Origin of the sequence: Pseudarthrobacter sp. NPDC058362, from assembly GCF_042723515.1 — a bacterium.
Taxonomy (GTDB): Bacteria; Actinomycetota; Actinomycetes; order Actinomycetales; family Micrococcaceae; genus Arthrobacter.
In genome coordinates this window covers 106860-131913 of record NZ_JBHXIW010000004.1, presented here as the reverse complement: position 1 = coordinate 131913, position 25054 = coordinate 106860, and the positions used below count along the sequence as shown (strand labels likewise).

Annotated in this window: 21 protein-coding genes and 2 tRNA genes; 8 read left to right on the top strand and 15 right to left on the bottom strand. The window is 65.7% G+C overall.

What is annotated here, in order from left to right:
* The first annotated feature begins 421 nt into the window (after positions 1-421).
* Positions 422-1093 (top strand): vitamin K epoxide reductase family protein, encoded by a 672-nt coding sequence (locus tag ACFWIX_RS10310; RefSeq protein WP_377216024.1) that lies wholly within the window; start codon positions 422-424, stop codon positions 1091-1093.
* Positions 1094-1171: 78 nt separating this feature from the next.
* On the opposite strand, the gene ndk is transcribed toward ACFWIX_RS10310, so the two are convergent.
* The 5 genes from ndk to ACFWIX_RS10285 form a co-directional block, all read right to left on the bottom strand.
* Positions 1172-1591, bottom strand: a complete 420-nt coding sequence (ndk, locus tag ACFWIX_RS10305) for a nucleoside-diphosphate kinase (RefSeq protein ID WP_377216023.1) — start codon at positions 1589-1591, stop codon at positions 1172-1174.
* A gap of 40 nt (positions 1592-1631) precedes the next feature.
* Positions 1632-2102 (bottom strand): DUF4233 domain-containing protein, encoded by a 471-nt coding sequence (locus tag ACFWIX_RS10300; protein ID WP_377216022.1) that lies wholly within the window; start codon positions 2100-2102, stop codon positions 1632-1634.
* 2 nt (positions 2103-2104) lie between these two features.
* Positions 2105-3475 (bottom strand): bifunctional folylpolyglutamate synthase/dihydrofolate synthase, encoded by a 1371-nt coding sequence (locus ACFWIX_RS10295; protein ID WP_377216021.1) that lies wholly within the window; start codon positions 3473-3475, stop codon positions 2105-2107.
* A gap of 4 nt (positions 3476-3479) precedes the next feature.
* Complete coding sequence (gene ileS / locus ACFWIX_RS10290) at positions 3480-6797, bottom strand: isoleucine--tRNA ligase (RefSeq protein ID WP_377216020.1); 3318 nt, start codon at positions 6795-6797, stop codon at positions 3480-3482.
* Positions 6798-7136: 339 nt separating this feature from the next.
* On the bottom strand, positions 7137-7895 hold the full coding sequence (locus tag ACFWIX_RS10285) for an SDR family oxidoreductase (protein WP_377216019.1): 759 nt from the start codon (positions 7893-7895) through the stop codon (positions 7137-7139).
* 27 nt (positions 7896-7922) lie between these two features.
* On the opposite strand from ACFWIX_RS10285, the gene valS reads away from it, so the two are divergent.
* Positions 7923-10541, top strand: coding sequence for a valine--tRNA ligase (gene valS, locus ACFWIX_RS10280; protein ID WP_377216018.1), 2619 nt, complete (start codon positions 7923-7925; stop codon positions 10539-10541).
* Positions 10542-10851: 310 nt separating this feature from the next.
* Here valS and ACFWIX_RS10275 read toward each other — a convergent pair whose 3' ends face one another.
* From ACFWIX_RS10275 to ACFWIX_RS10250, 6 genes are all read right to left on the bottom strand, one after another.
* Positions 10852-11466 carry a disulfide bond formation protein DsbA gene (locus ACFWIX_RS10275; RefSeq protein ID WP_377216017.1) on the bottom strand — a complete coding sequence of 205 codons (615 nt, stop codon included), beginning with the start codon at positions 11464-11466 and terminating at the stop codon, positions 10852-10854.
* An 81-nt stretch (positions 11467-11547) separates the two neighbouring features.
* Positions 11548-12828, bottom strand: a complete 1281-nt coding sequence (clpX, locus tag ACFWIX_RS10270) for an ATP-dependent Clp protease ATP-binding subunit ClpX (protein WP_377216016.1) — start codon at positions 12826-12828, stop codon at positions 11548-11550.
* A gap of 174 nt (positions 12829-13002) precedes the next feature.
* Positions 13003-13662, bottom strand: a complete 660-nt coding sequence (locus ACFWIX_RS10265) for an ATP-dependent Clp protease proteolytic subunit (RefSeq protein ID WP_058267539.1) — start codon at positions 13660-13662, stop codon at positions 13003-13005.
* Positions 13663-13698: 36 nt separating this feature from the next.
* Positions 13699-14319: an ATP-dependent Clp protease proteolytic subunit gene (locus ACFWIX_RS10260; protein ID WP_377216186.1), complete on the bottom strand. Its 621-nt coding sequence runs from the start codon at positions 14317-14319 to the stop codon at positions 13699-13701.
* Between the two features lie 248 nt (positions 14320-14567).
* Positions 14568-15944 (bottom strand): trigger factor, encoded by a 1377-nt coding sequence (gene tig / locus ACFWIX_RS10255; RefSeq protein WP_377216015.1) that lies wholly within the window; start codon positions 15942-15944, stop codon positions 14568-14570.
* A gap of 81 nt (positions 15945-16025) precedes the next feature.
* A tRNA-Pro gene (locus ACFWIX_RS10250) sits at positions 16026-16100 on the bottom strand.
* A 116-nt stretch (positions 16101-16216) separates the two neighbouring features.
* On the opposite strand from ACFWIX_RS10250, the gene ACFWIX_RS10245 reads away from it, so the two are divergent.
* Positions 16217-16290 (top strand) — tRNA-Gly (locus ACFWIX_RS10245).
* A 48-nt stretch (positions 16291-16338) separates the two neighbouring features.
* On the opposite strand, the gene ACFWIX_RS10240 is transcribed toward ACFWIX_RS10245, so the two are convergent.
* The 3 genes from ACFWIX_RS10240 to ACFWIX_RS10230 form a co-directional block, all read right to left on the bottom strand.
* Positions 16339-17268: an Fpg/Nei family DNA glycosylase gene (locus tag ACFWIX_RS10240; protein ID WP_377216014.1), complete on the bottom strand. Its 930-nt coding sequence runs from the start codon at positions 17266-17268 to the stop codon at positions 16339-16341.
* Entirely contained in the window at positions 17268-17762 is a 495-nt protein-coding gene (locus ACFWIX_RS10235) for a ribose-5-phosphate isomerase (protein WP_377216013.1), read from the bottom strand. The genes ACFWIX_RS10240 and ACFWIX_RS10235 overlap by 1 nt, the downstream gene beginning before the upstream one ends.
* Positions 17763-17842: 80 nt before the next feature.
* Positions 17843-18859: a hypothetical protein gene (locus ACFWIX_RS10230; protein ID WP_377216012.1), complete on the bottom strand. Its 1017-nt coding sequence runs from the start codon at positions 18857-18859 to the stop codon at positions 17843-17845.
* A 144-nt stretch (positions 18860-19003) separates the two neighbouring features.
* On the opposite strand from ACFWIX_RS10230, the gene pepN reads away from it, so the two are divergent.
* From pepN to ACFWIX_RS10210, 4 genes are all read left to right on the top strand, one after another.
* Complete coding sequence (pepN, locus tag ACFWIX_RS10225) at positions 19004-21598, top strand: aminopeptidase N (RefSeq protein WP_377216011.1); 2595 nt, start codon at positions 19004-19006, stop codon at positions 21596-21598.
* Positions 21595-22068, top strand: coding sequence for an OsmC family protein (locus ACFWIX_RS10220; protein ID WP_377216010.1), 474 nt, complete (start codon positions 21595-21597; stop codon positions 22066-22068). The genes pepN and ACFWIX_RS10220 overlap by 4 nt, the downstream gene beginning before the upstream one ends.
* Positions 22069-22137: 69 nt before the next feature.
* Entirely contained in the window at positions 22138-22821 is a 684-nt protein-coding gene (locus tag ACFWIX_RS10215) for a mechanosensitive ion channel family protein (protein ID WP_377216009.1), read from the top strand.
* 2 nt (positions 22822-22823) lie between these two features.
* Entirely contained in the window at positions 22824-23276 is a 453-nt protein-coding gene (locus ACFWIX_RS10210; RefSeq protein ID WP_377216008.1) for a globin, read from the top strand.
* A 41-nt stretch (positions 23277-23317) separates the two neighbouring features.
* Here the strand turns inward: ACFWIX_RS10210 and ACFWIX_RS10205 are convergent, their stop codons facing one another.
* Positions 23318-23977 (bottom strand): hypothetical protein, encoded by a 660-nt coding sequence (locus tag ACFWIX_RS10205; protein WP_377216007.1) that lies wholly within the window; start codon positions 23975-23977, stop codon positions 23318-23320.
* 62 nt (positions 23978-24039) lie between these two features.
* On the opposite strand from ACFWIX_RS10205, the gene ACFWIX_RS10200 reads away from it, so the two are divergent.
* Positions 24040-25020 (top strand): acyl-CoA thioesterase, encoded by a 981-nt coding sequence (locus tag ACFWIX_RS10200; RefSeq protein WP_377216006.1) that lies wholly within the window; start codon positions 24040-24042, stop codon positions 25018-25020.
* The last annotated feature ends 34 nt before the right edge of the window (positions 25021-25054 follow it).

Genomic DNA, 25054 nt, shown 5'->3' with positions numbered 1-25054 from the left:
TGACGTACCGCCACATCCGGCACCCATTGGGGCAAATATTGTCAAAACCCGCAGGCGTTGACAGAAGTCAAGTGGATACTCCCAGGTTCGCACCGGCGTGGGGGTGCGGCAGCCCGTGGGAGCCGGCAGGATGTCCTGAAACCCGTTGTTCTACGTGCTACAACCAGGTGCCGCCCAATGGAGTCGCGGGAGTCTGATCCGTATACAACCGGAGCCTGCCCTGCGCGTCATTGGCGGTCTTGCAAACAAGCCACCGGACCGGAGTCCGAATGTGGATCGGCTTCCAGCCACGCTTATTGTCTCACACCCCGGCAATTGCGGGGCGGAAGCGCGGCCCGGACATGTGCGGCTGAAAGGCCCTCCCAGCGGGCGGCGTTACAATCGGGGCAACGAGCACCCTGATGAGAAGGACGCTATACCAATGCCCAGCATCTCCCCCGCCAACAGCTCACCCGCGCCGGCCCGGGGCGCTGAACCAGGCTCCGGCAGTGCCGCCCCCGTCCCTGCCGTGACCCGCACCCGGCCGTTCGGTTGGCTCCTGGTGATTACCGGCGTCGTCGGCTGGATCGCCTCCGGAGTCCTGGTGCTGGAGAAGCTCGAAGTCCTCAAGGACCCAAGCCACACGACGGTTTGCGACGTTAACCCGTGGATATCCTGCGGACAGGTCATGCAGACGTGGCAGAGCTCCGTGTTTGGCTTTCCCAACATGTTCATCGGGATCGTCGCGTTTGCGGTGGTTATCACGGTTGGCATGGCACTGCTGGCCGGCGCAACCTTCGCTCGGTGGTACTGGGTTGGCCTGCAGGTGGGCGTCACGCTGGGCTTCGCCTTCGTGGTGTGGCTCTGGTCCCAGGCGCTCTACGTCATCAACATCCTCTGCCCGTTCTGCATGGTGGTCTGGGCCGCCATGATTCCGCTGTTTGTGTGGGTGACCATCCGCAACATCACCGCCGGAGTTATTCCCCTTCCGGCCAAAGCAGCCAAAATCCTCGGCGACTCCGGCTGGATCATCACTGCCCTGCTGTACATTGCGGTGATTGCAACGATCTTCTTCGCGTTCATCCACGTGTTCGCCGGAACCTCCGGCTACTAGCTCCCACCAACTCCGCGAGATGACAGTTAAGGCCGATGTTCTTCGTGAACATCGGCCTTAACTGTCATCTCGCGTGGATCAGTTCTGGAACCAGATCTTGATCTCGCGCTCGGCGGACTCGGTGGAGTCGGAGCCGTGCACCAGGTTCTGCTGGACCTTCAGGCCCCAGTCGCGGCCGAAGTCGCCGCGGATGGTGCCAGGGGCCGCCGTCGTGGGGTCCGTGGTGCCGGCCAGCGAACGGAAGCCCTCGATGACGCGGTGGCCTTCGAAAATTGCTGCCACCACGGGACCGCTCAGCATGAACTCGACGAGGGGCTCGTAGAACGGCTTGCCGACGTGCTCTTCGTAGTGCTGCTCCAGCAGCCCGCGGGTGGCGTCCACCTTCTTCAGTTCAGCCAGCGTGTAGCCCTTGGCTTCGATCCGGCCCAGGATGGCGCCGGTCAGGTTACGGGTGACGCCGTCGGGCTTAATCAGGACGAGGGTGCGCTCAGTGGTCACAACTGCTCCAATGCGTTTTGGCGGGATTTCGGACATTAGTCTACGGGGCCTGGTCCGGGTGCGCCGGGCCCGGGCCTGCCTGGTCCGGGTGGGCGGCTTCCCATTCGGCCTGTTCCCGCTCGCGCTGCGCACCCTCGTGGTCAAGCCGGATGCCGGTACGGATGCCATACCACCAGGCAAGTGCGAACATGGCGCCCACCAGGAACATGGCCGGTTCGATGAACCCGGCGAGGATCAGCACAGCCTGGAGTGCCCAGCCCAGGCCGATGCCCCAGGGGCGGTTGAGGAAAGCGCACGCTGCGACCATGACCAGGCTGAGGCCGATACCCACGGCCAGGATGAGCACGGGGGACATTTCGCCGCGCCGCAGGCCGAAGACCGCCAACGTCGCAAAGAACATCACGAACGCCTCGAGCAGGAGGACGGTGGAAGCGAACATGACTTTGGTGGAGCGCCGCTTCTTCGGCATGCCGGGGCGCCATTCACGCTGGGCCTTGGTGAGCCTGGCCATCACTACGCCTCCGTCTTCCCGAGCAGGATGCGGGCCTCGGCCACCAGGGTGATCGAGCCGGTGACCAACACGGCCCCGGAGAGGTCGTCATTCGCTTCGGCACGCTCCACGGCCCACTCGAGGGCGTCGTCAAGCCTCTCGGCAATGTGCACGTTGTCCTCGCCGAAGCCCAGGTCCACTGCGAGTTCCGCCAGTTCGGCCGCGGGCACGGCGCGCGGGGAGTTGGACTGCGTGAAACAGTATTCCTCCGCCACTCCGCCGAAGGATTCCTTCAGCTGGCGCAGGATTTCTTCAGCATCCTTTTCCCTCAGCACGCCCACTACCGGCACCAGCCGGGTGAAGGTGAATGCTTCCTGGAGTGCAGCCGCCGAGGCCTTGATGCCGTCCGGGTTATGCGCGGCGTCCACGATGATGGTCGGAGCCGTACGCACCACCTCGAGCCGGCCCGGCGACGTGACCTGCGCGAAGCCTTCCTGCAGCACCGTGAAGTCGAGTTCCTTCTCGCCGCCGAAAAATGCTTCCAGCGCGGCTACGGCCACGGCAGCGTTCTGGGCCTGGTGGGCACCGTGCAGGGGTACCAGCAGGTCCGGGTAACGGCCTGCGATCCCCTGGACCGTCACCATCTGGCCGCCCACCGCAACAGTCCGGGACTCGACGCCGAACTCCACGCCTTCAAAACGGAACGGCACCCCCACGTCCTTGGCCTTCTCCAGGAGCACCTGGGCAGCGTCCAGCGGCTGCGCGGCGCTGACGAGGTAGCCGCCGGGCTTGATGATTCCGGCCTTCTCGTGGGCGATGTCCTCGGTGGTGTCACCCAGGAGGTCCGTGTGGTCCAGGGAGATCGGAGTAACCACCGACACCTGGCCGTCACCGACGTTGGTGGCGTCGGTGATGCCGCCGAGCCCCACCTCGATGATGGCCACGTTCACCGGCTGGTCCGCGAATACGGCGAACGCCAGAATGGTCAGGCACTCGAAGTAGGTCAGCCGGGGCTGGCCATCGGCTTCCAACTCCGCATCAACGATCTGCAGGTAGGGGCGGATTTCGTCCCAGATCCGCACAAACGTCTCATCCGGAACCGGGTGCCCGTCGATACTGATGCGCTCGGTCACCTTGGACAGGTGCGGGCTGGTGTAGCGTCCGGTACTCAGGCCGTGGGCGCGCAGCACCGACTCGATCATGCGGGACGTCGACGTCTTGCCGTTGGTCCCGGTGATGTGGATGATCGGGAACGCCTTGTTGGGCTCGCCCAGCACATCCATGGCCCGGAAGAGCGGTGCCAGCCGGGGCTCCATCTTGTTCTCCGGGGCGCGTCCCAGCAGTTCCGCGTAGACGCTTTCGACGGAAAATTCGTCGTGTGAATGTTCGGACATAGGATCAGGCCTCCACTTTCGACACCATGACGGCGGGCTCGTCAACGTCCGCCGGCTCGGCGGTGAGGTCCACACTCAGCGTCTCGCCCTTGACGAGCTCTGCGTTGGCCCGGAGGGCGTCCACCACGTTCTGCCGTGCGGCGACGGAGGTGCGGATCCGGTCGCTCACGTTCAGTCCGGCGTCCTTGCGGGCCTGCTGGATGGCGCGGACCAGGTCCCGGGCCAGGCCTTCGGCCTCCAGCTCCGGAGTGACCTCGGTGTTGAGGACCACGAAGCCGCCACCGGGGAGCACCGCCACGGATGCGGAACCGCCTTCGGACTCAGCAACCACGGTCTCCAGGGTGTACTCCTGCGGCTCAAGCTCCAGCCCGCCGGCAGTCACCACGCCGGACTCGGACACCGACCAGTCGCCCGACTTGGACCCCTTGATGGCAACCTGGACGTTCTTGCCCAGGCGCGGGCCGGCCGCGCGGGCATTGACCACGAGCTTCTGCTGGATGCCGAATTCCTCCGGCGCGGCCGTGGCGGCGTCCAGCAGGCGGACCGAGCGCAGGTTCAGTTCATCGGCAACGACGGCGGCGAACCCTTCCAGCGCATCCGCGCCGGGTGCCACCACAGTAAGTTCCTGCAGCGGCAGGCGGACGCGAAGGTTGGCGGCCTTGCGCAGCGACGAGCCCGTGGAGCAGATCTGCTGGACGCGTTCCATGGCTTCGACCAGCTCCGGGTTGGCCGGGAACAGGCCGGCATCCGGCCAGTCGGCCAGGTGCACCGAACGGCCGCCGGTGAGTCCGCGCCAGATCTCCTCGGTGACGAGTGGCAACAGGGACGCGGCCGTGCGGGTGACGGTCTCCAACGCCGTGAAGAGCGCGTCGAAGGCATCGTGGTCCTCGTCGAAGAACCGTTGCCGGCTGCGCCGGACGTACCAGTTGGTGAGCATGTCCAGGTAGCTGCGCAGGGCATCGCAGGCACCGGAGATGTCGTACTCGTCAAGCTTGGCGGTCATGCTGCGCACCAGCTCGCCGGTGTGGGCCAGCAGGTACTGGTCCAGGGTGTCCGCGTAGCCGTCGTAGCGCAGCTTCGCGTCATAGCCGGCGCCGCCGTTGGCGGCATTCGTGTAGAGGGTGAAGAAGCTGTACACGTTCCACAGCGGCAGGATGACCTGGCGTACGCCGTCGCGGATGCCCTGTTCGGTGACGATCAGGTTTCCGCCGCGGAGGATGGGGCTGGACATCAGGAACCAGCGCATGGCGTCGGAGCCGTCGCGGTCCAGGACTTCGGAGACGTCCGGGTAGTTACGCAGGCTCTTGGACATCTTCTGCCCGTCGGAGCCCAGCACGATGCCGTGGCTGATGACGTTCCGGAAGGCGGGCCGGTCGAACAGCGCGGTGGAGAGGATGTGCAGCATGTAGAACCAGCCGCGGGTCTGGCCGATGTACTCCACGATGAAGTCGGCCGGGTTGTGGGTGTCGAACCACGCCTCGTTCTGGAACGGGTAGTGCACCTGGCCGTACGGCATGGAACCGGAGTCAAACCAGACGTCCAGGACGTCCTCGACGCGGCGCATCACGGACTGGCCCTCTTCGGGTGTGCGGGGATCGTCCGGGTTGGGCCGGGTCAGTTCGTCGATGAACGGGCGATGCAGGTCAATCTGGCCGTCCTTGTTCAATGGAAGGCGGCCGAAATCGGCTTCAATCTCGGCCAGCGAACCGTAGACGTCGGTGCGGGGGTATTCGGGATCGCTGGACTGCCACACCGGAATGGGGCTGCCCCAGTACCGGTTGCGGCTGATGGACCAGTCCCGGGCGTTTTCCAGCCACTTGCCGAACTGGCCGTCCTTGACGTTGCCGGGGATCCAGTTGATCTCCTGGTTCAGCTCGGACATGCGGTCCTTGAACTTGGTCACTTCCACGTACCAGGAGGACACCGCACGGTAGATCAGGGGGTTGCGGCAGCGCCAGCAGTGCGGGTAGCTATGCTCGTAGCTGGCCTGCCTGACCAGCCGGCCCTGGGCACGAAGCACCTGCGTGATGGGCTTGTTCGCTTCGAAGACCTGCAGTCCCGCGATGTCGTGGAGGTCGCCGTGCTTGAAGAGCGGCAGGAATTTGGCGCCTTCGTCGACGGAAAGGATCACCGGGATACCGGCTTCTTCGCAGATTTTCTGGTCGTCTTCACCGTAGGCAGGAGCCTGGTGCACGATCCCCGTGCCATCGGTGGTGGTCACGTAGTCCGCGGCAAGGATCCGCCAGGCGTTCTCCATGCCGTACTTTTCGTTGTCGCTGAAGTCCAGCCACAGCGGCCGGTAGGCCAGACCGGCCAGCTCCGCGCCCGTGTGCGTGGAAGTGATGGCTGCGGCCGCGACAGCGGCGTCCGGATAGCCCAGGTCCTTGGCGTACGCCGGCAGCAGGTCAACGGCCAGCAGGAAGCTTCCGGTGACCGGAGCTTCGCCGGCAGCCGCCTTGATCCCGCTGGGGCCGGCAGGCAGCACGGCATACGTGATGGAAGGGCCGACGGCGAGCGCAGCGTTGGTGGGCAGCGTCCAGGGCGTGGTGGTCCAGGCGAGCGCCTGCACTCCTGCGAGCTGCTTCGAGAGCTCCGACTCCCCCGGCAGGATCGGGAACGTCACGGTGACGGTCTGGTCCTGGCGGTTCTTGTAGACGTCGTCGTCCATGCGCAGTTCGTGGTTGGACAGCGGCGTCTCGTCCTTCCAGCAGTAGGGCAGGACGCGGTAGCCGTTGTACGTCAGGCCCTTGTCGTGCAGCTGCTTGAACGCCCACAGGACGGATTCCATGTATTCAACGTTGAGCGTCTTGTAGTCGTTATCGAAGTCGACCCAGCGGGCCTGGCGGGTCACGTAGTCGCGCCATTCGTCGGCGTACTTCATGACGGAGGCACGGCAGGCCTCGTTGAACTTGTCGATGCCCATGGCTTCAATCTGGGTCTTGTCCGTCATTCCCAGCTGCTTCATGGCTTCGAGCTCGGCGGGAAGGCCGTGGGTGTCCCAGCCAAACCGGCGTTCCACCCGCTTGCCGCGCTGGGTCTGGTAGCGGCCCACCAGGTCCTTGGCGTAGCCGGTGAGGAGGTGCCCGTAGTGGGGCAGGCCGTTGGCGAAGGGAGGCCCGTCGTAGAAGACGAATTCGTTGCTGCCGGGAGCACCGCCGGGGGCATCGGCACTGCGCTGGTCGATGCTCGCCTGGAACGTGCCGTCCTGGTCCCAGTACTTCAGGATGCGTTCTTCGACCTCCGGAAACTTCACGGAGGCGGAAACGCCTGCGCCGCTGGGGGAAGTGCTGCTGGAGGCTGAGGCCTTGGGATAATACGTCATTCTCGACATCCTGGGTTGGGCTTGGCGAACCTCCGGCTTCCGCCGGCAGTTCCGTTCAGGATGCGAGGACGGCTTCGGCACTGCCCTTCCGGACCGTACGCCAACCGCGGTACCACCTCACTTACCGGCGCTGCCTGTCCCCTGGGGAACGGGCGGGCCGGCCGCTCATTACTGCTGTGACGGGCTTACCCGTCCGGTTCTACTGGCGTGGACCACCTGCCGTTTCGGCAGGCCGGTCCGCGCGTTCTTCCGGAAGCTCGCCGGTGATTGCCGGGTCGTAGCCACTCCTGAGTCTACTATCCCTGCGGCGCAGGTTTCCATTCAGCTCCGGGCCCCGGGTCAGCCTTTCCGAATGAGTTTATGGTTGGCGGCCTGGGCAACGGGGCGGATCACGATCTGGTCCAGATTTACGTGGTGCGGAACGGTCACGGCGTAGCGGACGACGTCCGCCACGTCGTCGGCGGTGAGCGGTTTCTCGACGCCCTGGTAAACCTTTGCCGCCGCTTGCTGGTCGCCGAGCCGGTTCAGGGCGAACTCTTCGGTCTGCACCAGCCCGGGGGCGATCTCGATGACGCGGATGTTGTTCTCGGCCTCCTCGAGCCGGAGCGCGTTGGTCATGGCGTGCTGGGCGAACTTGGCGGCGTTGTAGCCCCCGCCTCCCTCGTACGCCACCAGGCCGGCAGTCGAGGTCAGGTTCAGCACTGTGCCTTCGCCGTTGGCGCGCAGCATCGGCAGAAAGGCGCGGGTGAGCTTCATGGTGCCCAGGACGTTGACCCGGTACATCCATTCCCAGTCGTCGGTGTCGGCCGATCCGACGGTGTCGGCGCCGCGGGCCCCGCCCGCGATGTTGACCAGCGTGCTGATGCCCCCGGCTTCGGTGACCTGCGCGAGGAGGCGCGCGACGTCGTCGTCCTCTGCGATGTCCCCGGGAAGCGCGACGGCGCCGGTTTCAGCCGCCAGCGCCGCGAGCCTTTCCGCGCGGCGGGCCACGGCGTAAACGGTCCATCCTTCAGCGCGCAGCGCGCGGACGGCCGCTTCGCCGATTCCGCTGCTCGCGCCGGTCACCAAAGCTGTCTTGTTCTGCGATTCGTCAGTCATGCCACCACCCTATGAAAGAATTGCCCAATGGCTGAAGACACGCAGGGCACAGACACGCCCACCACCGCCCCCATCAATGTTCCGGACAAGCCGGCCCTCGAAGGCTTGGAAGCCTCGCTGACTCAGCGCTGGCTGGCCGAAGGGACCTACAAGTTCAACCCCGACACCACGCGGGACCAGGTCTACTCCATCGACACTCCGCCGCCCACCGCCTCCGGGTCCCTGCATGTGGGGCACATGTTCTCCTTCACCCAGACGGACGTGCTGGCCCGCTACCAGCGCATGACCGGCAAGAACGTGTTCTACCCGATGGGCTGGGACGACAACGGGCTCCCCACCGAGCGCCGCGTCCAGAACTACTACGGCGTCCGCTGCGATCCGGCCATCCCTTACAACGCGGACTACCGCCCGCCCGCCCAGCCGGCCAAGAACCAACGCGACTTCGACGTCGTCTCGCGCCGGAACTTCATCGAGCTGTGTGAAGAGCTGGCTGTGGAGGACGAGAAGGTCTTCGAAAGCCTGTTCCAGCAGCTGGGCCTTTCCGTGGACTGGCAGCTGACCTATCGCACGATCGACGACGTTTCCCGCGAGGTGTCCCAGCGGGCGTTCCTGGCCAACCTGGCCGCCGGCGACGCCTACATGGCCGAGGCCCCCACCCTCTGGGATGTCACCTTCCGGACGGCCGTTGCCCAGGCTGAACTTGAGGACCGCGAGGTGGCCGGTGCCTACTACCGCTACCCCTTCTTCACCGAAGACGGCGAAAAGATCTACATCGAGACCACCCGCCCCGAACTCCTCGCCGCCTGCGCGGCGCTGGTGGCAAATCCCGACGACGAACGGTACCAGCCGCTGTTCGGCAAGACCGTGACGTCCCCGGTCTTCGGCGTCGAGGTGGAGGTCAAGGCCCACCCTCTTGCCAAGGCGGACAAGGGTTCCGGCATTGCCATGGTGTGCACGTTCGGTGACCTGACCGACGTGACCTGGTGGCGTGAACTCCAGCTGCCCACCCGCGCCATCGTGGGCCGCGACGGCCGCATTATTGGCGAGACCCCTGACTGGATCACCACTGAGGCCGGCCGTTCCGCGTTCGCGTCGATCGCCGGGAAGACCGTGTTCAGCGCCAAGGAAGGCGTGGTGGAGCTGCTGGCCGCCGAGGGCCTCCTGGACGGCGAACCAAAGAAGATCATGCACCCGGTGAACTTCTTCGAGAAGGGCGACAAGCCCCTGGAAGTTGTCACCTCGCGCCAGTGGTATATCCGCAACGGCGGCCGGGATGAGGACCGCCGCGAACGGCTGATCAGCCGGGGCCGCGAGATCGACTTCCACCCGGCGTTCATGCGGTCCCGGTTCGAGAACTGGATTTCTGGCCTGAACGGTGACTGGCTGGTGTCCCGCCAACGCTTCTTTGGCGTGCCGATCCCCGTCTGGTACCCACTGGACGCAGACGGCAACCCGGACTACGACGCGCCCATTCTGCCCTCGGATGAACAGCTGCCCGTTGACCCGGCCGCCGACGCTGCCCCGGGCTACGACGAAGCCCAGCGCGATGTGCCCGGCGGCTTTACGGGCGACGCCGACGTCCTGGATACCTGGGCCACCTCGGCCCTGACCCCGCAGATCGTGGGCGGCTGGACCCGCAACGAGGAACTGTTTGCCAAGGTGTACCCGTTCGACCTGCGCCCGCAGGGACACGACATCATCCGCACCTGGCTGTTCTCCTCCGTAGTGCGCGCGGACGCCCTGCAGGAGAGCGCCCCGTGGAAGCACGCCGCGATCTCCGGCTGGATCCTGGACCCCGACCGGAAGAAGATGTCCAAGTCCAAGGGCAACGTGGTAGTCCCCACGGACGTACTGAACGAGTACGGTTCCGACGCGGTCCGGTACTGGGCCACATCCGCGAAGCTGGGGGCGGACACCGCCTACGAAATCGCCCAGATGAAGATCGGCCGCCGCCTGGCCATCAAGCTCCTGAACGCCTCCAAGTTCGTGCTGAACCTGGGCGCCACCGAGGATTCCGTGGTTGGCGATGACCTGTCCGTTCTTTCCAACGCGCTGGACCGGGCGCTGCTGGCGCAGCTGTCCGACGTGACGGCACAGGCCACCAAGGCGTTCGAGAACTATGACTACGCCCGCGCGCTGCAAATCACGGAATCGTTCTTCTGGCAGTTCACCGACGACTACGTAGAGCTGATTAAGGACCGCGCCTATGGTGCCGCCGGCGAGGCGGAACAGGCTTCCGTCCTGGCTGCGCTGGCTACAACGCTGGACACGCTGCTGCGCCTGTTCGCCCCGTTCCTGCCGTTCGCCACCGAAGAAGTGTGGAGCTGGTGGCGCCACGGTTCAGTGCACCGGGCAGCCTGGCCGGCGCCCGTAGCGGTGGACGGCGACACCACGATGCTGGCTACGGTGGGCACTGCCCTGAGCGGCGTCCGGAAGGCCAAGTCCGAGGCGAAGGTCAAGCAGCGCACCGAGGTGCTCACGGCCACCATCACCGCGTCCGAGTCCCTGACTGCACAGCTCAAGGCCGGACTCAACGACCTGAAGGCGGCATCCAACGCCCGGGAGCTCACCCTGGTGGCGGGCGACGGCGAACTGGCCGTCAGCGGCGTGGTCCTTGCAGCACCTGACGGAGCAGCCGGGGAGTAGAAACCCGTTTTTGGGCCGGCCTGTTTTTGGGCAAAGGGGAAGCCCCATCAGCGTTTTGCCGTTGGTGGGGCTTCGACTTTTCGGCCATCCGGTGACGACTTCGATGGTCTGGCAGGATCCGCCGAGCTTCAGGTCTTCCTACCACGTCACTGGTAGCCTGCATCCGGCTTTGCCGATGGCTGCGCCGGTAATACATATCACTGAATCTTTGGTTCCTGCGTCCCGCTTCTTTCGAAGTGGGTAAGAACTATTGTGGTCCCGCCCCCGGCGGTGCGCAAGGGGCCCGGACTAACTACATGGCAGTAGTTTCCTAGTCGAACCGGGGGCTTTCGGTGCGGCTGCGCTTGAGCTCGAAGAACGACGGGAAGCCGGCCAGCGTGGTAGCGGCGTCCCACAGTTTTCCGGCTTCCTCACCACGGGGGATACGGGTCAGCACCGGGCCGAAGAACGCGGTTCCGTTGAAAGCCACGATGGGCGTCCCCACATCCTGGCCCACCAGGGAGATTCCTTGGTCGTGGCTTGCCCGGAGTGGGGCGTCGTAGGCGTCCGTGGTGGCCGCCTCGGCCAGGGACGCCGGGAGGCCGCACTCCGCCAGTGCCTTGCTGATGACCACGGAGCGGTCCGTTTCGCCGGCTTCGTGGATCATGCTGCCCATGGCGTCGTAAAGCGGTTTGACGGTTTCCTGGCCGTGCTCCTGCTGGGCTGCGATGATGACCCGGACAGGTCCCCACGCGTTGTCCATGGCCTCGCGGTAGCCGGGGTCCAGGTCCCGGCCTTCATTCAGGACGGACAGGCTCATCACGTGCCATTCGGTCTGGATGTCCCGGACGGATTCCACCTCACCGATCCACCGCGACGTCACCCAAGCGAACGGGCAGGCGGGGTCGAACCAGAAATCGGCACGGTTCTTGGCAGGTTCGGTCATGGAAGCTCCTTGGTGGGCACTGGGCTTAATAGGCACTGGGCTTGATAGGCACTGGGCTGATGGCACTGTGCGGACGGGAGGTCAGGCCGACTTCCGCCTCTTGGCCGCGTGGGGAACGATGGTGGGTTCAACGCCGTTGAGGACCACGTCGCGGGTAATGACCACGCTGGCCACGTCCTCGCGGCTGGGAAGGTCGAACATGACGGGCAGCAGCACTTCTTCCATAATGGCCCGGAGTCCGCGGGCCCCGGTGCCGCGCTCAAGGGCCTGCTCCGCGATGGCCTCCAGGGCGTTGTCGTCGAACACCAGCTCCACGCCGTCGATCTGGAACATCTTCTGGTACTGCTTGACCAGTGCGTTCTTGGGCGTGGACAGGATCTGGATCAGGGCGTCCCGGTCCAGGTTGGAAACCGTGGTGATGACGGGAAGCCGCCCGATGAACTCCGGGATGAGTCCGAACTTCAGGAGGTCCTCCGGCATGACTTCACCGTAGGAGTCCACCTTCTTGCTGGCCTCGTTCAGCGGGGCACCAAAGCCGATGCCCTTCCGGCCCGAGCGGGAGCCGATGATTTCCTCGAGGCCTGCAAAGGCTCCGGCGACGATGAACAGCACGTTGGTGGTGTCGATCTGGATGAATTCCTGGTGCGGGTGCTTCCTGCCGCCCTGCGGCGGAACCGATGCCACGGTCCCCTCGAGGATCTTCAGCAGCGCCTGCTGCACGCCTTCGCCGGAGACATCCCGGGTGATGGAGGGGTTTTCGCTCTTGCGCGAGATCTTGTCGATCTCGTCGATGTAGATGATGCCCTGTTCGGCCTTCTTGACGTCGTAGTCCGCGGCCTGGATGAGCTTGAGGAGGATGTTTTCGACGTCCTCGCCCACGTATCCGGCTTCGGTCAACGCGGTGGCGTCCGCGACGGCGAACGGTACGTTCAGGCGCCGGGCGAGGGTTTGGGCGAGGTAGGTCTTGCCGCAGCCGGTGGGACCGATGAGGAGGATGTTCGACTTGGCGATTTCGACGTCGTCATGGTGGCCACCGTCCGCCAACGTCCCCGCCTTGGGCGCGTGGCCGGCCTGGATACGCTTGTAGTGGTTGTACACGGCGACGGCAAGGGAGCGCTTTGCCGGTTCCTGGCCGATGACGTATTCCTGCAGGAAGTCGAAAATTTCCCGGGGCTTGGGAAGTTCAAAGCTGCCGAGGTCCGCGACTTCGGCGAGTTCCTCTTCGATGATTTCGTTGCAAAGCTCAATGCACTCATCACAGATGTAGACACCGGGCCCGGCAATGAGCTTGCGCACCTGCTTCTGGCTCTTTCCGCAGAAAGAGCACTTCAGCAGATCCGTGCTCTCGCCAATCCGAGCCATATGTGAACCCCTTAGTATCGTGCTGCCGGGCAGCCTTGCACCTTTGCTGGAAACTCCACCAGCCTGCATGGACCGGTTTGTGACGATATCCACTCTAGGTCACATCGGCGCCCAAGGGTGGAATGAAAAGGCCGGTGCGGCCAAAAGAACGGCCGCACCGGCGCTTGTTTGCTCCTAGCGGGTGATCGCCTGGGGTTTGATCTTGCGCGAATCAAGCACCTGGTCGATCAGCCCGTATGCGTGGGCCTCTTCCGCGGTGAGGATCTTGTCGCGCTCGATGTCGTTGTTAACCTGCTCGGACGTGCGTCCGGAGTGGTGGGCCAGCGTGTCCTCGAGCCAGGAACGCATCCGCATGACCTCAGCGGCCTGGATTTCGAGGTCCGATGCCTGGCCGCCCTGTCCGCCGGAGAGGGCGGGCTGGTGGATGAGCACGCGGGCGTTCGGCAGGGCCAGGCGCTTGCCGGGGGTGCCGGCCGCGAGCAGGACGGCGGCCGCACTGGCGGCCTGGCCCAAACAAACAGTCTGGATCTCGGGGCGGATGTACTGCATGGTGTCGTAGATCGCCGTCATCGCCGTGAACGAACCGCCCGGCGAGTTGATGTAGAGCGTGATGTCGCGGTCCGGGTCCGTGGACTCGAGGACCAGCAACTGCGCCATGATGTCGTCCGCGGAGGCGTCATCCACCTGCACGCCGAGGAAGATGATGCGGTCCTCGAACAGCTTGGTGTATGGGTCCTGGCGCTTGAAGCCGTACGGGGTGCGCTCCTCGAACTGCGGCAGGACGTAGCGGCTGGACGGAAGATTACCGGCAGACCACCCGAAGTTGTAGTTCATGTTCTTTGCTCCTGATCTGAGTGTTCTTGGTGCCGGTTACTTCTGGGAATCCGCGTCGCCGGAACCGTTGGAGGTTCCGCCGCCGCCGGACACCGATCCGGCGTGTGCCGCGATCTTGTCGAAGAATCCGTATTCGAGCGCTTCGGTGGCCGTGAACCACTTGTCGCGGTCGTTGTCCTTGAGGATGGTCTCCACCGTCTGGCCGGTCTGCTCTGCGGTCAGTTCGGCCATGACCTTCTTCATGTGCAGGATAAGCTCCGCCTGGATCTTGATGTCCGAGGCCGTGCCGCCGATTCCGCCGGACGGCTGGTGCATGAGGACGCGGGCGTTGGGGGTGGCGTAGCGCTTGCCCTTCGTGCCTGAGGAGAGAAGGAACTGGCCCATGGAGGCGGCGAGGCCGGTAGCCACGGTCACGACGTCGTTCGGGATGAACTGCATGGTGTCGTAGATGGCCATGCCGGCCGTGACGGAACCGCCCGGGGAGTTGATGTACAGGTAGATGTCCTTTTCCGGGTTTTCCGCGGAGAGGAGGAGCAGCTGCGAGCAAATGGCGTTGGCGTTGTCGTCCCGCACTTCGGAGCCCAGCCAGATGATCCGTTCCTTGAGGAGACGGTTGTAGATGTAGTTGTCCTGGGCAGCAGGATCGACGGTCGCCATCCGGGGAGCCTCGTGGTGCTGTGACATGTGTACTTACCTCTCGCTGGTGACGGTGACATCACTGAAAATCTCTACTTGGACCCTAACCGGTTTCGCGGGTGTTTTGTTCGCGCACCATGGGCTGTTCGCTGACGGCGCACGATCGGCGGAACCGCGCGGCGGCGGCCTGTTCCGGAAATGCGGACGGCCTCCGGATCACGTGATCCGGAGGCCGTTCCGCTGCGCATGCAGCGGGCGTTCAGAAGCGGCTAGGCCTTGGCCTCTGCCTTCTCTTCTTCGGCGGGTGCTTCAGCAGCTTCGGCTTCAACAGCGTCAGCGGCAGGTGCCTCTTCACCGGCGGGGCGGACAAAGTCGCTCAGGTCCACGGAGTTTCCCGCGGTGTCGGTGACCTCAGCCTGGCCGAGGACGACGGCAAGCGCCTTCCGGCGGCGGACCTCGGAAACCATCATGGGAACCTGGCCGCTCTGGTCGATGATCTGGGCGAACTGGTTCGGGTCCATGCCGTACTGGCTGGCGGTGGTGACGATGTAGTCGATCAGCTCGCTCTGGCTGACGTTGACTTCTTCCTTCTCGGCGATGGCGTCGAGGATGATTTCGTTCTGGAAGGCGCGGGCCGTGTTGGCGCGGACTTCCTCGCGGTGCTCGTCGGTGTCGTGCTCGCCCTCACCGTGGCCGTTGCCCTCCTTGAAGTGGGCTTCCAGCTGCTCTTCGACGACGGAGTCCGGAACCGGAACCTCAACGAGCTCGACGAGCTTGTCCAGGACCTTGTCGCGGGCCTCGACGCCCTGCTCGACAACCTTGGAGTCGGCTGCCTGCTTGGCGAGGTCTGCGCGTAGTTCCTCGAGGGTGTCGAACTCGGATGCCAGCTGGGCGAAGTCGTCGTTGGCTTCGGGGAGCTCACGCTCCTTGACTGCCTTGACGACAACCTTCACCTGGGCCTCCTGGCCAGCGTGCTCGCCGCCTACCAGGGTGGTGTTGAAGATGGCGTCCTCGTCAGCGCTCAGGCCGGTAACGGCCTCGTCCAGGCCCTCGAGCATGGTGCCGGAGCCAACCTGGTAGGACAGGCCGGAGGCGGAGTCGACATCATTGCCGTCGATGGAGGCCGTGATGTCGATGGTCAGGAAGTCGCCGTCGGCAACCGGACGCTCAACGGACTTCAGCGTGCCGAAGCGGCCCCGCAGTTCGTCCAGCGCCTTGTCCACGTCTTCGTCGGAGGACTCTGCGGCAGCGACCTCAACCTTGATGCCGGCGTAGTCGGGCAGTTCGACCTCGGGGCGGACATCCACCTCGGCAGCGAACTTCAGGCCGCCGTCGGTAGCGGACGGGTCCGGAACCTCGGTGATTTCCACCTCGGGGCGGCTGAGGGGGCGGATGCCGGATTCCTGCACGGCAGCCTGGTACCAGCCGTTGAGGCCTTCGTTGATGGCCGTCTCCAGGACGTAGCCGCGGCCCACGCGCTGGTCGATGAGCTTGGCAGGGACCTTGCCCTTACGGAACCCAGGGACCTGGATCTGCGAGGCAACAGTCTTGTAGGCCGAGTCGATGCTGGGCTTCAGTTCCTCAAAGGGGACCTCAACATTGAGCTTGACCCGCGTGGGGGTGAGGTTCTCGACAGCGCTCTTCACGGTCTAAGTACTCCTGGGATTGTTGGATGGGGTTCTGCAAACGCAACGTTCTTGTCCGGCCGGGTGGTCCGGGCAGCAGAGTCGGGGTGACAGGATTTGAACCTGCGACTTCCTGCTCCCAAAGCAGGCGCTCTAGCCAAGCTGAGCTACACCCCGTTAATGCACAGGCAAGTCTACGGTCTCCGGCGCGGGGATTGCACATTTGACACGTGGGGCATGAATTAGGTTTAGTTATATCCGGCTTGGACAGCCACCCCGGAGTTACCGGCCCCGGGGACGTAGCTTAATGGTAAAGCCTCAGTCTTCCAAACTGATTACGCGGGTTCGATTCCCGTCGTCCCCTCCAGGAAAAACACCCCCAGTCACCGGACCGGGGGTGTTTTTTGCGGCAGCCCTAAGCCTGGCAGGAGGGGCACCAGTAGAGCTTGCGCCCGGCCAGCTCAGCCAGCAGCACCGTGGTCCGGCAAACCCGGCACGGCAACCCTTCCCGCTTATAGACGTAGTGCGCGTCAGCGGCCTCGGGATACTCCGCAGACTTCAGAGCAATCCGCTGCTGCGGGTCCGCGCTGCCACCGCTCCAGTAGCGCGCCGGTGTGGTGATAATCCGCCCGTCCGCGACGCCGTCATTCATCAGGACCGCCAGTTCCCGCCACAGGCGCCGTGCCGCAGCATCCTCGACGGCGGACCCGGGCAACCAGGGGTCGAGCCGGCGGCGGAAGAGCACCTCTGCCCGGTAGACGTTGCCCACCCCGGCAATGACGGCCTGGTCCATCAGTAGTGCGGCCAAGGGCGTCCTGCGTCCGCGCAGCCGGGCCGCGAACCTGGCGGCGTCGCCGCGGACGTTCCGCAACGGGTCCGGGCCAAGGCGCGCCGACACCGCTGCAGCCTCGACAGCGGTGATGGCGGCGCAGGTGGTGGCGCCACGAAGGTCGGCCCAGCCGTGGGAACTGGCCAGGCGGACCCGGACGGCCCCCACCGGAGGAGGCGGGCCGGCGTAGGAGGCACCGCCGTCGTCCGCTGCCGCGGGAGTCTCCCGCTCCCCTACCCGGCGCGGCGCACCAATGCTGGACGCACCCGCGAACGTGCGGTCACCACCAAAGCTCCACGCACCGTAGAGCCCCAGGTGCACATGCAGCACCAGGCCGTGGTCGAAATGCAGAAACAGGTGCTTACCGTGGGCGTCGGCGGCGACAAGGGTGTACCCGTCAAGCAGCGCCGCGCCCGCGGCGAACCGGCCCTGCGGGCTCGACACCGCGAGCCGCCTGCCGCCGAAGACGTCACCGAACTGCCGGGCCAGGCGGCGTACCGAATGCCCTTCGGGCACTACTCGATGACCTCGCCGGTGGCCTCGTAGGCCGCGATCTTGCCGATGCGCCGGACGTGGCGTTCGTCATTGCTGAACGGTTCGGTCAGGAAGGCCTCGATCAGCTCCGTGGCCTCTTCAACCGTGTGCTGGCGTCCGCCGACGGCCACGACGTTGGCGTCGTTGTGCTCGCGCGCCAGTTTGGCCGTGGAGAGGTTCCAGGCCAGCGCAGCGCGGATTCCTTTGACCTTGTTTGCGGCGATCTGCTCGCCGTTGCCGGAGCCGCCCAGCACGATCCCGAGCGCGTGGACGCCGGCCTGCTGGTCTGCCACCACGGCGAGCGCCGCGTTGATGCAGAAGGACGGGTAGTCGTCCTGGGTGTCGTATTCCTTGGGTCCGTGGTCCACAACCTCGTAGCCCTTGGCGGTGAGGTGGGAAACCAGGTGGGCGCTGAGCTCCATCCCGGCGTGGTCGGTGGCGATGTGGACCCGCGGGAAGGCTGGGGCTGAAGTCACGAGCAGTATCCGTTCAGTGGTGGGCGCTGGACCGGACCGCTGCGGGCCTGGCCGGGAGCAGGACAACAGGGATAAGGATACTAGGACCCGCCTCCAGCAGCGGTGTCCGGGGTCCCGCCGCGACGGGCGCGCGCCGCAACCCTCGTGAGGACGTCCGCCAGGCGGGCGGCGGTGTCAGGGCTTCCGCCGCTGACCGCCACCTGCTGGCCGTCGTTTTTGCGGACGACGACGGCGGGACCGCTGCTGACGAGCATGGCTGCGGTCCCGTCGTGGTGCCGGTAGCCCCACCCGCCATAGTCGGCGGCCTTAACCTCCGCGGCGCTGGCAGCGGAGATGGCACCGGCCGGAACGTCCATGACCGGGACCAGTCCGGCGAGCCGGACCTTCAGTCCCCGGCGGTCCGCGGTGACGCGGGCGAAGAGGAACGCGGCGCCCACCACGGCGAGGAGGACCAGCAGCAGGCCCAGCCAGGGCACGGCGATGGCGATCAGGGCGCCCGGAAACAGTGATGCCACGGCGATCATCACAAACACGGAGCTGCGCGCATGGACCCACAGCCGGATGTCATCCCGCACCAGGTCCGGATCCAGTTCACGGGCCACGGCGGCTTCCAGGGCCTGGTCATCTTCCGGCGACCACTGCCGGTCTGCCTTGTAGACGAAGGCCATCACCACGCCCAGGGACAACGCCGCCCCCGATCCCAGGGCGAGGACGGTCAGGTCAACCCTGGACTGGCGCGCGTCCGCGAGCCCGGCCTGGCCCACCAGGCCGGCGGCCAGGACACTGGTGATGAAGAGGGTAAGGAAGAGGCCGGTTCCCATCATGATGCGGCGCATCACCACCGGCCGGCTCAGCGGCACCGCCTGGACCAGCCCCAGCCAGCCGACCACGATGATCAGGGCTGCGCCGCCCCCCATGTAGGCACCAAACGGGGCGAATGATGCACCGCCGTCGTCCGTCCAGCGGATAGCCAACGGGTCCGGAAGGTCAGGGCGCAGCAGCGAGGCGCACACGACAAAGCCCGCGGCCAGGACCACAGGAAATCCCAGCGCGAAGCGCAGCGCCCTCGCGTCCACCGAATCCAGAAACTTTGCCATACCTCAACGCTACTCCCGCTGCACTGCGGCGGACGGTCCGGAGAAGGACTCTCCGGACCGCCTAACTGTCGTCCGGGGATGCAAGAATGAACCGAACCGGCGATGGAGCCGCCAGCCGGTGAACGCTAATTCTCTGGAGGACCCTTGCCAGGCATAAACCTGACGCGCGACGAAGCCCGCGAACGAGCTCAGCTGATCACCGTGGATTCCTACGAGGTGGACCTGGACCTGACGCGCGGCAGCGAAGTCTTCGGCAGCACCACCACGGTGAAGTTCGGGGCGAAGCCCGGTTCCTCCACGTTCATCGACGCCATCACCGCGGCAGTCCACAGTGTCACCCTGAACGGGCGCACGCTGGATCCCGGAGCTGTGTCAGACGGGGTAAGAATCCAGCTCCCCGGCCTTGCGGAGCAGAACGAACTGACCGTGGTTGCCGACGCGCCCTATATGAACACGGGCGAAGGACTGCACCGTTTCGTGGACCCGGTGGACAACGAGGTCTACCTCTACACCCAGTTCGAGGTGCCGGACTCCCGCCGGATGTTCGCGGTGTTCGAGCAGCCCGACCTCAAAGCCACGTTCACTTTCACCGTCACGGCGCCATCGCACTGGGACGTCGTCTCCAACTCCCCCACCCCGGTGCCCGTGGAAACTTCACGGGACCCCGACGGCGGCGCCCGCTCGGTCTGGGCGTTTGCGCCCACCCCCCGCCTGTCCTCCTACGTCACGGCGCTGATCGCAGGGCCGTACCAGTCGGTGCGCAGCGAGGTCACCAGCTCCGACGGACGGGTTGTTCCGCTGGGGGTGTTCGCGCGTAAGTCCCTGATGCAGTACCTGGACGCGCAGAACATCTTCGAACTCACCCGGCAGGGTTTCGCATTTTTTGAGGCGCAGTTCGGCTGCCCTTACCCGTTTGAGAAGTACGACCAACTGTTCGTGCCCGAGTTCAATGCCGGCGCCATGGAAAACGCCGGCGCTGTGACCATCCTGGAAGGCTACGTCTTCCGCAGCAAGGTGACCGAAGCCCAGGTTGAACGCCGCGCCATCACGGTGCTGCACGAGCTCGCACACATGTGGTTCGGGGACCTGGTGACCATGCGGTGGTGGAACGATTTGTGGCTGAACGAGTCCTTCGCCGAGTACATGTCGCATCTGGCGGCCGTGGAGAACACCTCGTTCACCGGGGCGTGGACCACGTTCGCGTCGGTGGAGAAGTCCTGGGCCTACAAACAGGACCAGCTCCCCACCACGCACCCGATCTTCGCGGAGATCAAGGACCTGCAGGACGTCGAGGTCAACTTTGACGGCATCACCTACGCCAAGGGCGCCTCGGTGCTGCGGCAGCTCGTGGCCTGGGTTGGTCCGGAGCAGTTCATGGCAGGTGTCCGCGAATACTTTGCCAAGCACTCCTGGCAGAACACCGAGCTGCAGGACCTGATGGTGGAGCTGGAGAAGGCCAGCGGCCGGGACCTGGACAGCTGGGGCCGGCAGTGGCTGGAAACTGCCGGGGTGAACACGCTGGCCCCCGAGCTGGACGTGGACGCCGACGGCACGATCCGAACGTTCAACATTGTGCAGACAGCGGTGCCGGAGTGGCCCACGCTCCGCCCGCACCGGCTGGCCGTGGGTTTCTACAACCTGGACGGCGCCGGCAAGCTGCAGCGGGTCCACCGGGAGGAACTGGACGTGGACGGGGAGCGCACGGAAGTGCCGGCCCTGGCCGGGCTGCAGCGACCGGACCTGGTCCTGGTCAATGATGACGACCTCGCGTACGCCAAGGTCCGGCTGGACCCGGCGTCGCTGGCCACCGCCACCGGGCACCTGAGGGATTTTGCCGGCAGCCTGCCGCGGACCCTGGTCTGGAACTCGGCCTGGGACGCCGCACGCGACGGCGAAGCTCCGGCCCGGGGCTACGTGGAGCTGGTGCTGGCCAACGTGGCGGCCGAAACCGACTCCTCCGTCATCCTGGTGCAGCTGCGGCAGCTGGCCACCACGCTGAACTTCTACGTGGCAGAGGAATACCGCGAGGCCACGGCGGTGGCCGCCGCGGACCGGCTGTGGGAGCTCGCGTCCGACGTTCCGGGCGGATCCGACGCCCAGCTGCAGTTCGTCAAGGCGTTCGCGCTGCACGCCCGGACGGACGCCGAGCTCTCCGCCGTGGCGGGGTTGCTCGACGGCACCGTGGAGCTGTCCGGGCTCACCGTGGACCAGGACCTGCGCTGGGAACTGGTCGCCTCACTGGTGGCCGGCGGCCGGATGGGCCAGGACGGGATCGACGCGGAGCTGGCGAAGGACAACACGGCCAGCGGCCAGAATGCGGCCGCGCTCGCCAAGGCGGCAATCCCCACACCGGAGGCGAAGGCTGCGGCATGGGATTCGATCGTGGTCAAGGGCGAGCTGTCCAACGCGCTGCAGGGCTCCGCGGTGGCCGGGTTCATGCGCGTCCTGGACCGGACACTGCTGGAACCGTACGCGGAGAAGTATTTCGAGGCAGTGCCGGGAATCGTCGAATCCCGGACGCACGCGCTCGCCCAGCAGATCGTCGTCGGGCTTTACCCGGCGCTGCTGACCACGCAGGAGACCGTGGACCGTACGGACGGCTTCATCGCCGCCTTGCCTCCGGCCAGCGCCGCACTGCGCCGCATGATGCTGGAAAACCGCGACGGCGTGGCGCGCGCCCTTCGTGCCAGGGACACAGACGCTGCTGCCGGCCCTGACGCTGCGGGGGCCCGCCGATGAACCTCACTGAGCATCACTACGAACTGGAAGTCCGATGGACGGGAAACCTCGGGGACGGCACGTCGTCGTACCGCGGCTATTCGCGGGATCACGATATCGCGATCCCCGGACTGCCCGTCCTCAAGGGTTCCGCTGACCCCACGTTTCACGGCGACCGGGAGCGGTACAACCCTGAACAACTGCTGCTGGCGGCCCTGGCGCAGTGCCACATGCTTTCTTACCTGCACGTGGCGGTCCGGCACGGCGTCGTGGTCACCGATTACCGCGACCCTGCTGCCGGCCTGCTGCGGCTCAACCGGGACGGCAGTGGACAGTTTGAGCGGGTCGTCCTGCGGCCGCACGTCACGGTGGCGGACGCCGGGCAGATAGGACTGGCGCAGCGGCTGCACCGCGAGGCCAACGCGGTCTGCTTCATTGCCCGCAGCGTCAACTTTCCGGTAGAGCACCAGCCCGTGACCTCGGCGGGCTGAACCGGACAGGCCGCCCGGCGCTAGGGTGGAAAATGAACGTAGCCCATCCCCAAGGAGCCCCCGCCGCACATGGTCAGCTTGTTGTCAGTCCTTCCCCCGGTTGCCGCCGACCCTGACGGGATCAGCATTCCCGGGGTGGCGATCAGCCTCGGCGTCGGTTTTGCCGTCTGGCTGCTTGCCACGTACGTCATCTCCCGCATCACCAAGCGGGTGGCCGCCGGCAGCAGCCTGTTCAAGCGGCCCACCTTCAAATGGGCCGCCCCGGCGCTCCGGGCGCTCGACCATGAGCGCAGGGTCCAGCGTGCGGAGACCATCGGTTCGCTGCTGAACAGCATCGTTGGTGTCCTGGTGGTGGTGATCACCGGCATGTACGTACTGCAGAACCTGGACATCAACATCGCTCCCCTGCTGACCAGCGTCGGCATCCTGGGTATCGCCATCGGTTTCGGCGCCCAGCAGCTGATCCGGGATTTCCTGGCCGGAATCTTCATCACCATCGAGGACCAGTTCGGCATCGGTGACGTCATCGAAACCAGCGAGGTAGTGGGCGTAGTGGAATCCATGGGCCTGCGCATCACCCGCGTCCGGTCCGACGACGGCGCCATCTGGTACCTGCGCAACGGCGAGATTCTGCGGGTGGGAAACCGTTCGCAGGGAAACTATGTGCCCCTGCATGAGGGCCCGGACGGAACCACGGACCAGGGCACCACGAAGCCTGACAACGACAAGACCGACCAGAAAGCCGGCGACTAGCCATGACCACCACGCCTGAACCGCGCCAGCCACGCCAGCTGATGCAAAACGACCCGTTCAGCCAGCCGGGCTACACGGACAACTTCTACGACGCCGTGGGCGGGCACGAAACGTTCGTGAAGTTGATCGACGTCTTTTACGACGGGGTGGCCACCGACCCGCTGCTGCGTCCCATGTATCCCGAAGAGGACCTGGGTCCGGCCAAGCGTCGGTTCCTGATGTTCCTTGAGCAGTATTGGGGCGGTCCTACAACCTACGGTGCGGAGCGCGGACATCCGCGGTTGCGCATGCGGCACATGCCGTTCAAGGTCACGCCGGAGGCAAAGGACAGGTGGCTTTTCCACATGCGGGCCGCCGTCGACGCGCTGGAACTGCCGCCCCTGTACGAGGGCACGCTGTGGGACTACATGGAGCGTGCGGCGCTGTCCATGGTCAACAGCCCGTCGGAGCCGTAGGCACGGTACGCCAGGGATAGGTCCGGGCAGGGCCGGATCGGTTACGGCAGGCCGCTGCCGGACCGGACGAGGACATGCCCGCGGGGTCCGGTCAGGCGGAACCAGCGGCCGGAGCGGTAAAGCTCCTGCTCGCCGTCCCCGAGGAAGCCCAGGGCGAGGGCCGCGAACGCCGCCCCGGCCGGCAAGCCGGAGTCGTCCAGTTTCCTGCCCCACACTGCAGCCCTTGCATTGTTGACGATCAGCGTCCCCGGTTTGTCCGGCACGATTTCCGCGACCTCGGCCATGCCGGCCTCCGCGGCGCTGCGCAGGAAGGCATCGGCGACGGTTCCCGCGTGCTCCCAGCCGCCGCGGGGCGCACTCACGCCGGTCCAGGATTCAGTGACGATTGACGGCGGGACCGGCAGTTCGACGTCGTCCGCTCCCGCGCGGGCTATCCGGTCCAGGACGGCTGCAAGCGGCACCGTGACATCCGTGCCGGAGGGCTGCGCGAGCGCCATGGTGCGCAGCCCGAGGATAGTGGGAGTCGATTCGCCCAGCAGACGGGGCCGCAGGACGCAGACGTAAGCGGCAAGGACGGTGCCGGCCCCCTGGAGGCGGATGGCGCCGTCGTCAATGGCCTTGGCGCGGGTGGCGAAGGTTTTCAGGTCGGCCAGGTCCCGGGGGTCTGCGAAACGGAAAGAGCTGGTAAGAAGATCGGACACACTCAAACCCTACCGGCTGGCCTCCGGTTGAGCGGTCCTTGGGTGACGTCTAGAGTCAAGCCATGACTGAAGCCGAAACCGGACTGTTGGCCCCGCCCAACGGTGACCCCACCGCATCGCTGATCAAACTGCTGGACCTTGGCGAACTGGAAGGTGCCCGGACAGACGAGGACATCTTCCTGGGTCCATCGCAGCAGCAGCCGCATCACAGGGTGTTCGGCGGGCAGGTCCTGGCGCAGTCGCTGGTGGCATCCATCCGCACCGTTGACCCTGACCGCTTTGTCCACTCCATGCACGGCTATTTCCTCCGTCCGGGCGATGCCAACAAGCCCATCACGTTCGGTGTGCAGCGGCTGCGTGACGGACGCTCCTTTTCCGCGCGGCGGGTCCACGCGTACCAGGACGGTGTCCCGATCCTCTCGATGATCGCTTCCTTCCAGGGGAACGACGAAGGCATTGAGCACGCGTCTACCATGCCGGCGGGAATCCCCGATCCCGAGTCGCTTCCAAGCACGGCGGACCTGCTGGGCAAGTTCGACCATCCCGTGGCCCGGCACTGGGCTTTCGAGCGGCCGTTCGACATCCGGCACGTCGATCCCCCGCTGTACGTATCGGCAAAAGGTCCCAGGGAGCCGCGCAACGCGGTCTGGATGAAGACGTTCGGGCCCATGCCGGACAACACCAACCTGCACCGTGCAGCGCTGGCGTACGCGAGCGACTACACGCTGCTGGAATCCATCCTGCGCCGGCACGGGCTGAGCTGGATCACGCCCGGCATGAACGTCGCGAGCCTGGATCATGCGATGTGGTGGCACCGGCCGGCCCGGGTGGACGAGTGGCTGCTGTACGTCCAGGAGTCGCCCAGTGCGCAAGGCGCCCGGGGGCTGGCAACGGGCAAGATCTTCAACCGGGAGGGCGAGCACGTGGCATCGGTGGCCCAGGAGGGGATGATCCGTGTGCCAACGGACTTCAAGAACAAGGTGGTGGGAGCCTTCCAGTCCAAGGTCGTGGAGCACCAAATCCGGAAGGCATCACGGGAGTAGCAGGGCGGCTGAGCGGGGCTGATTGGCGGGGGTT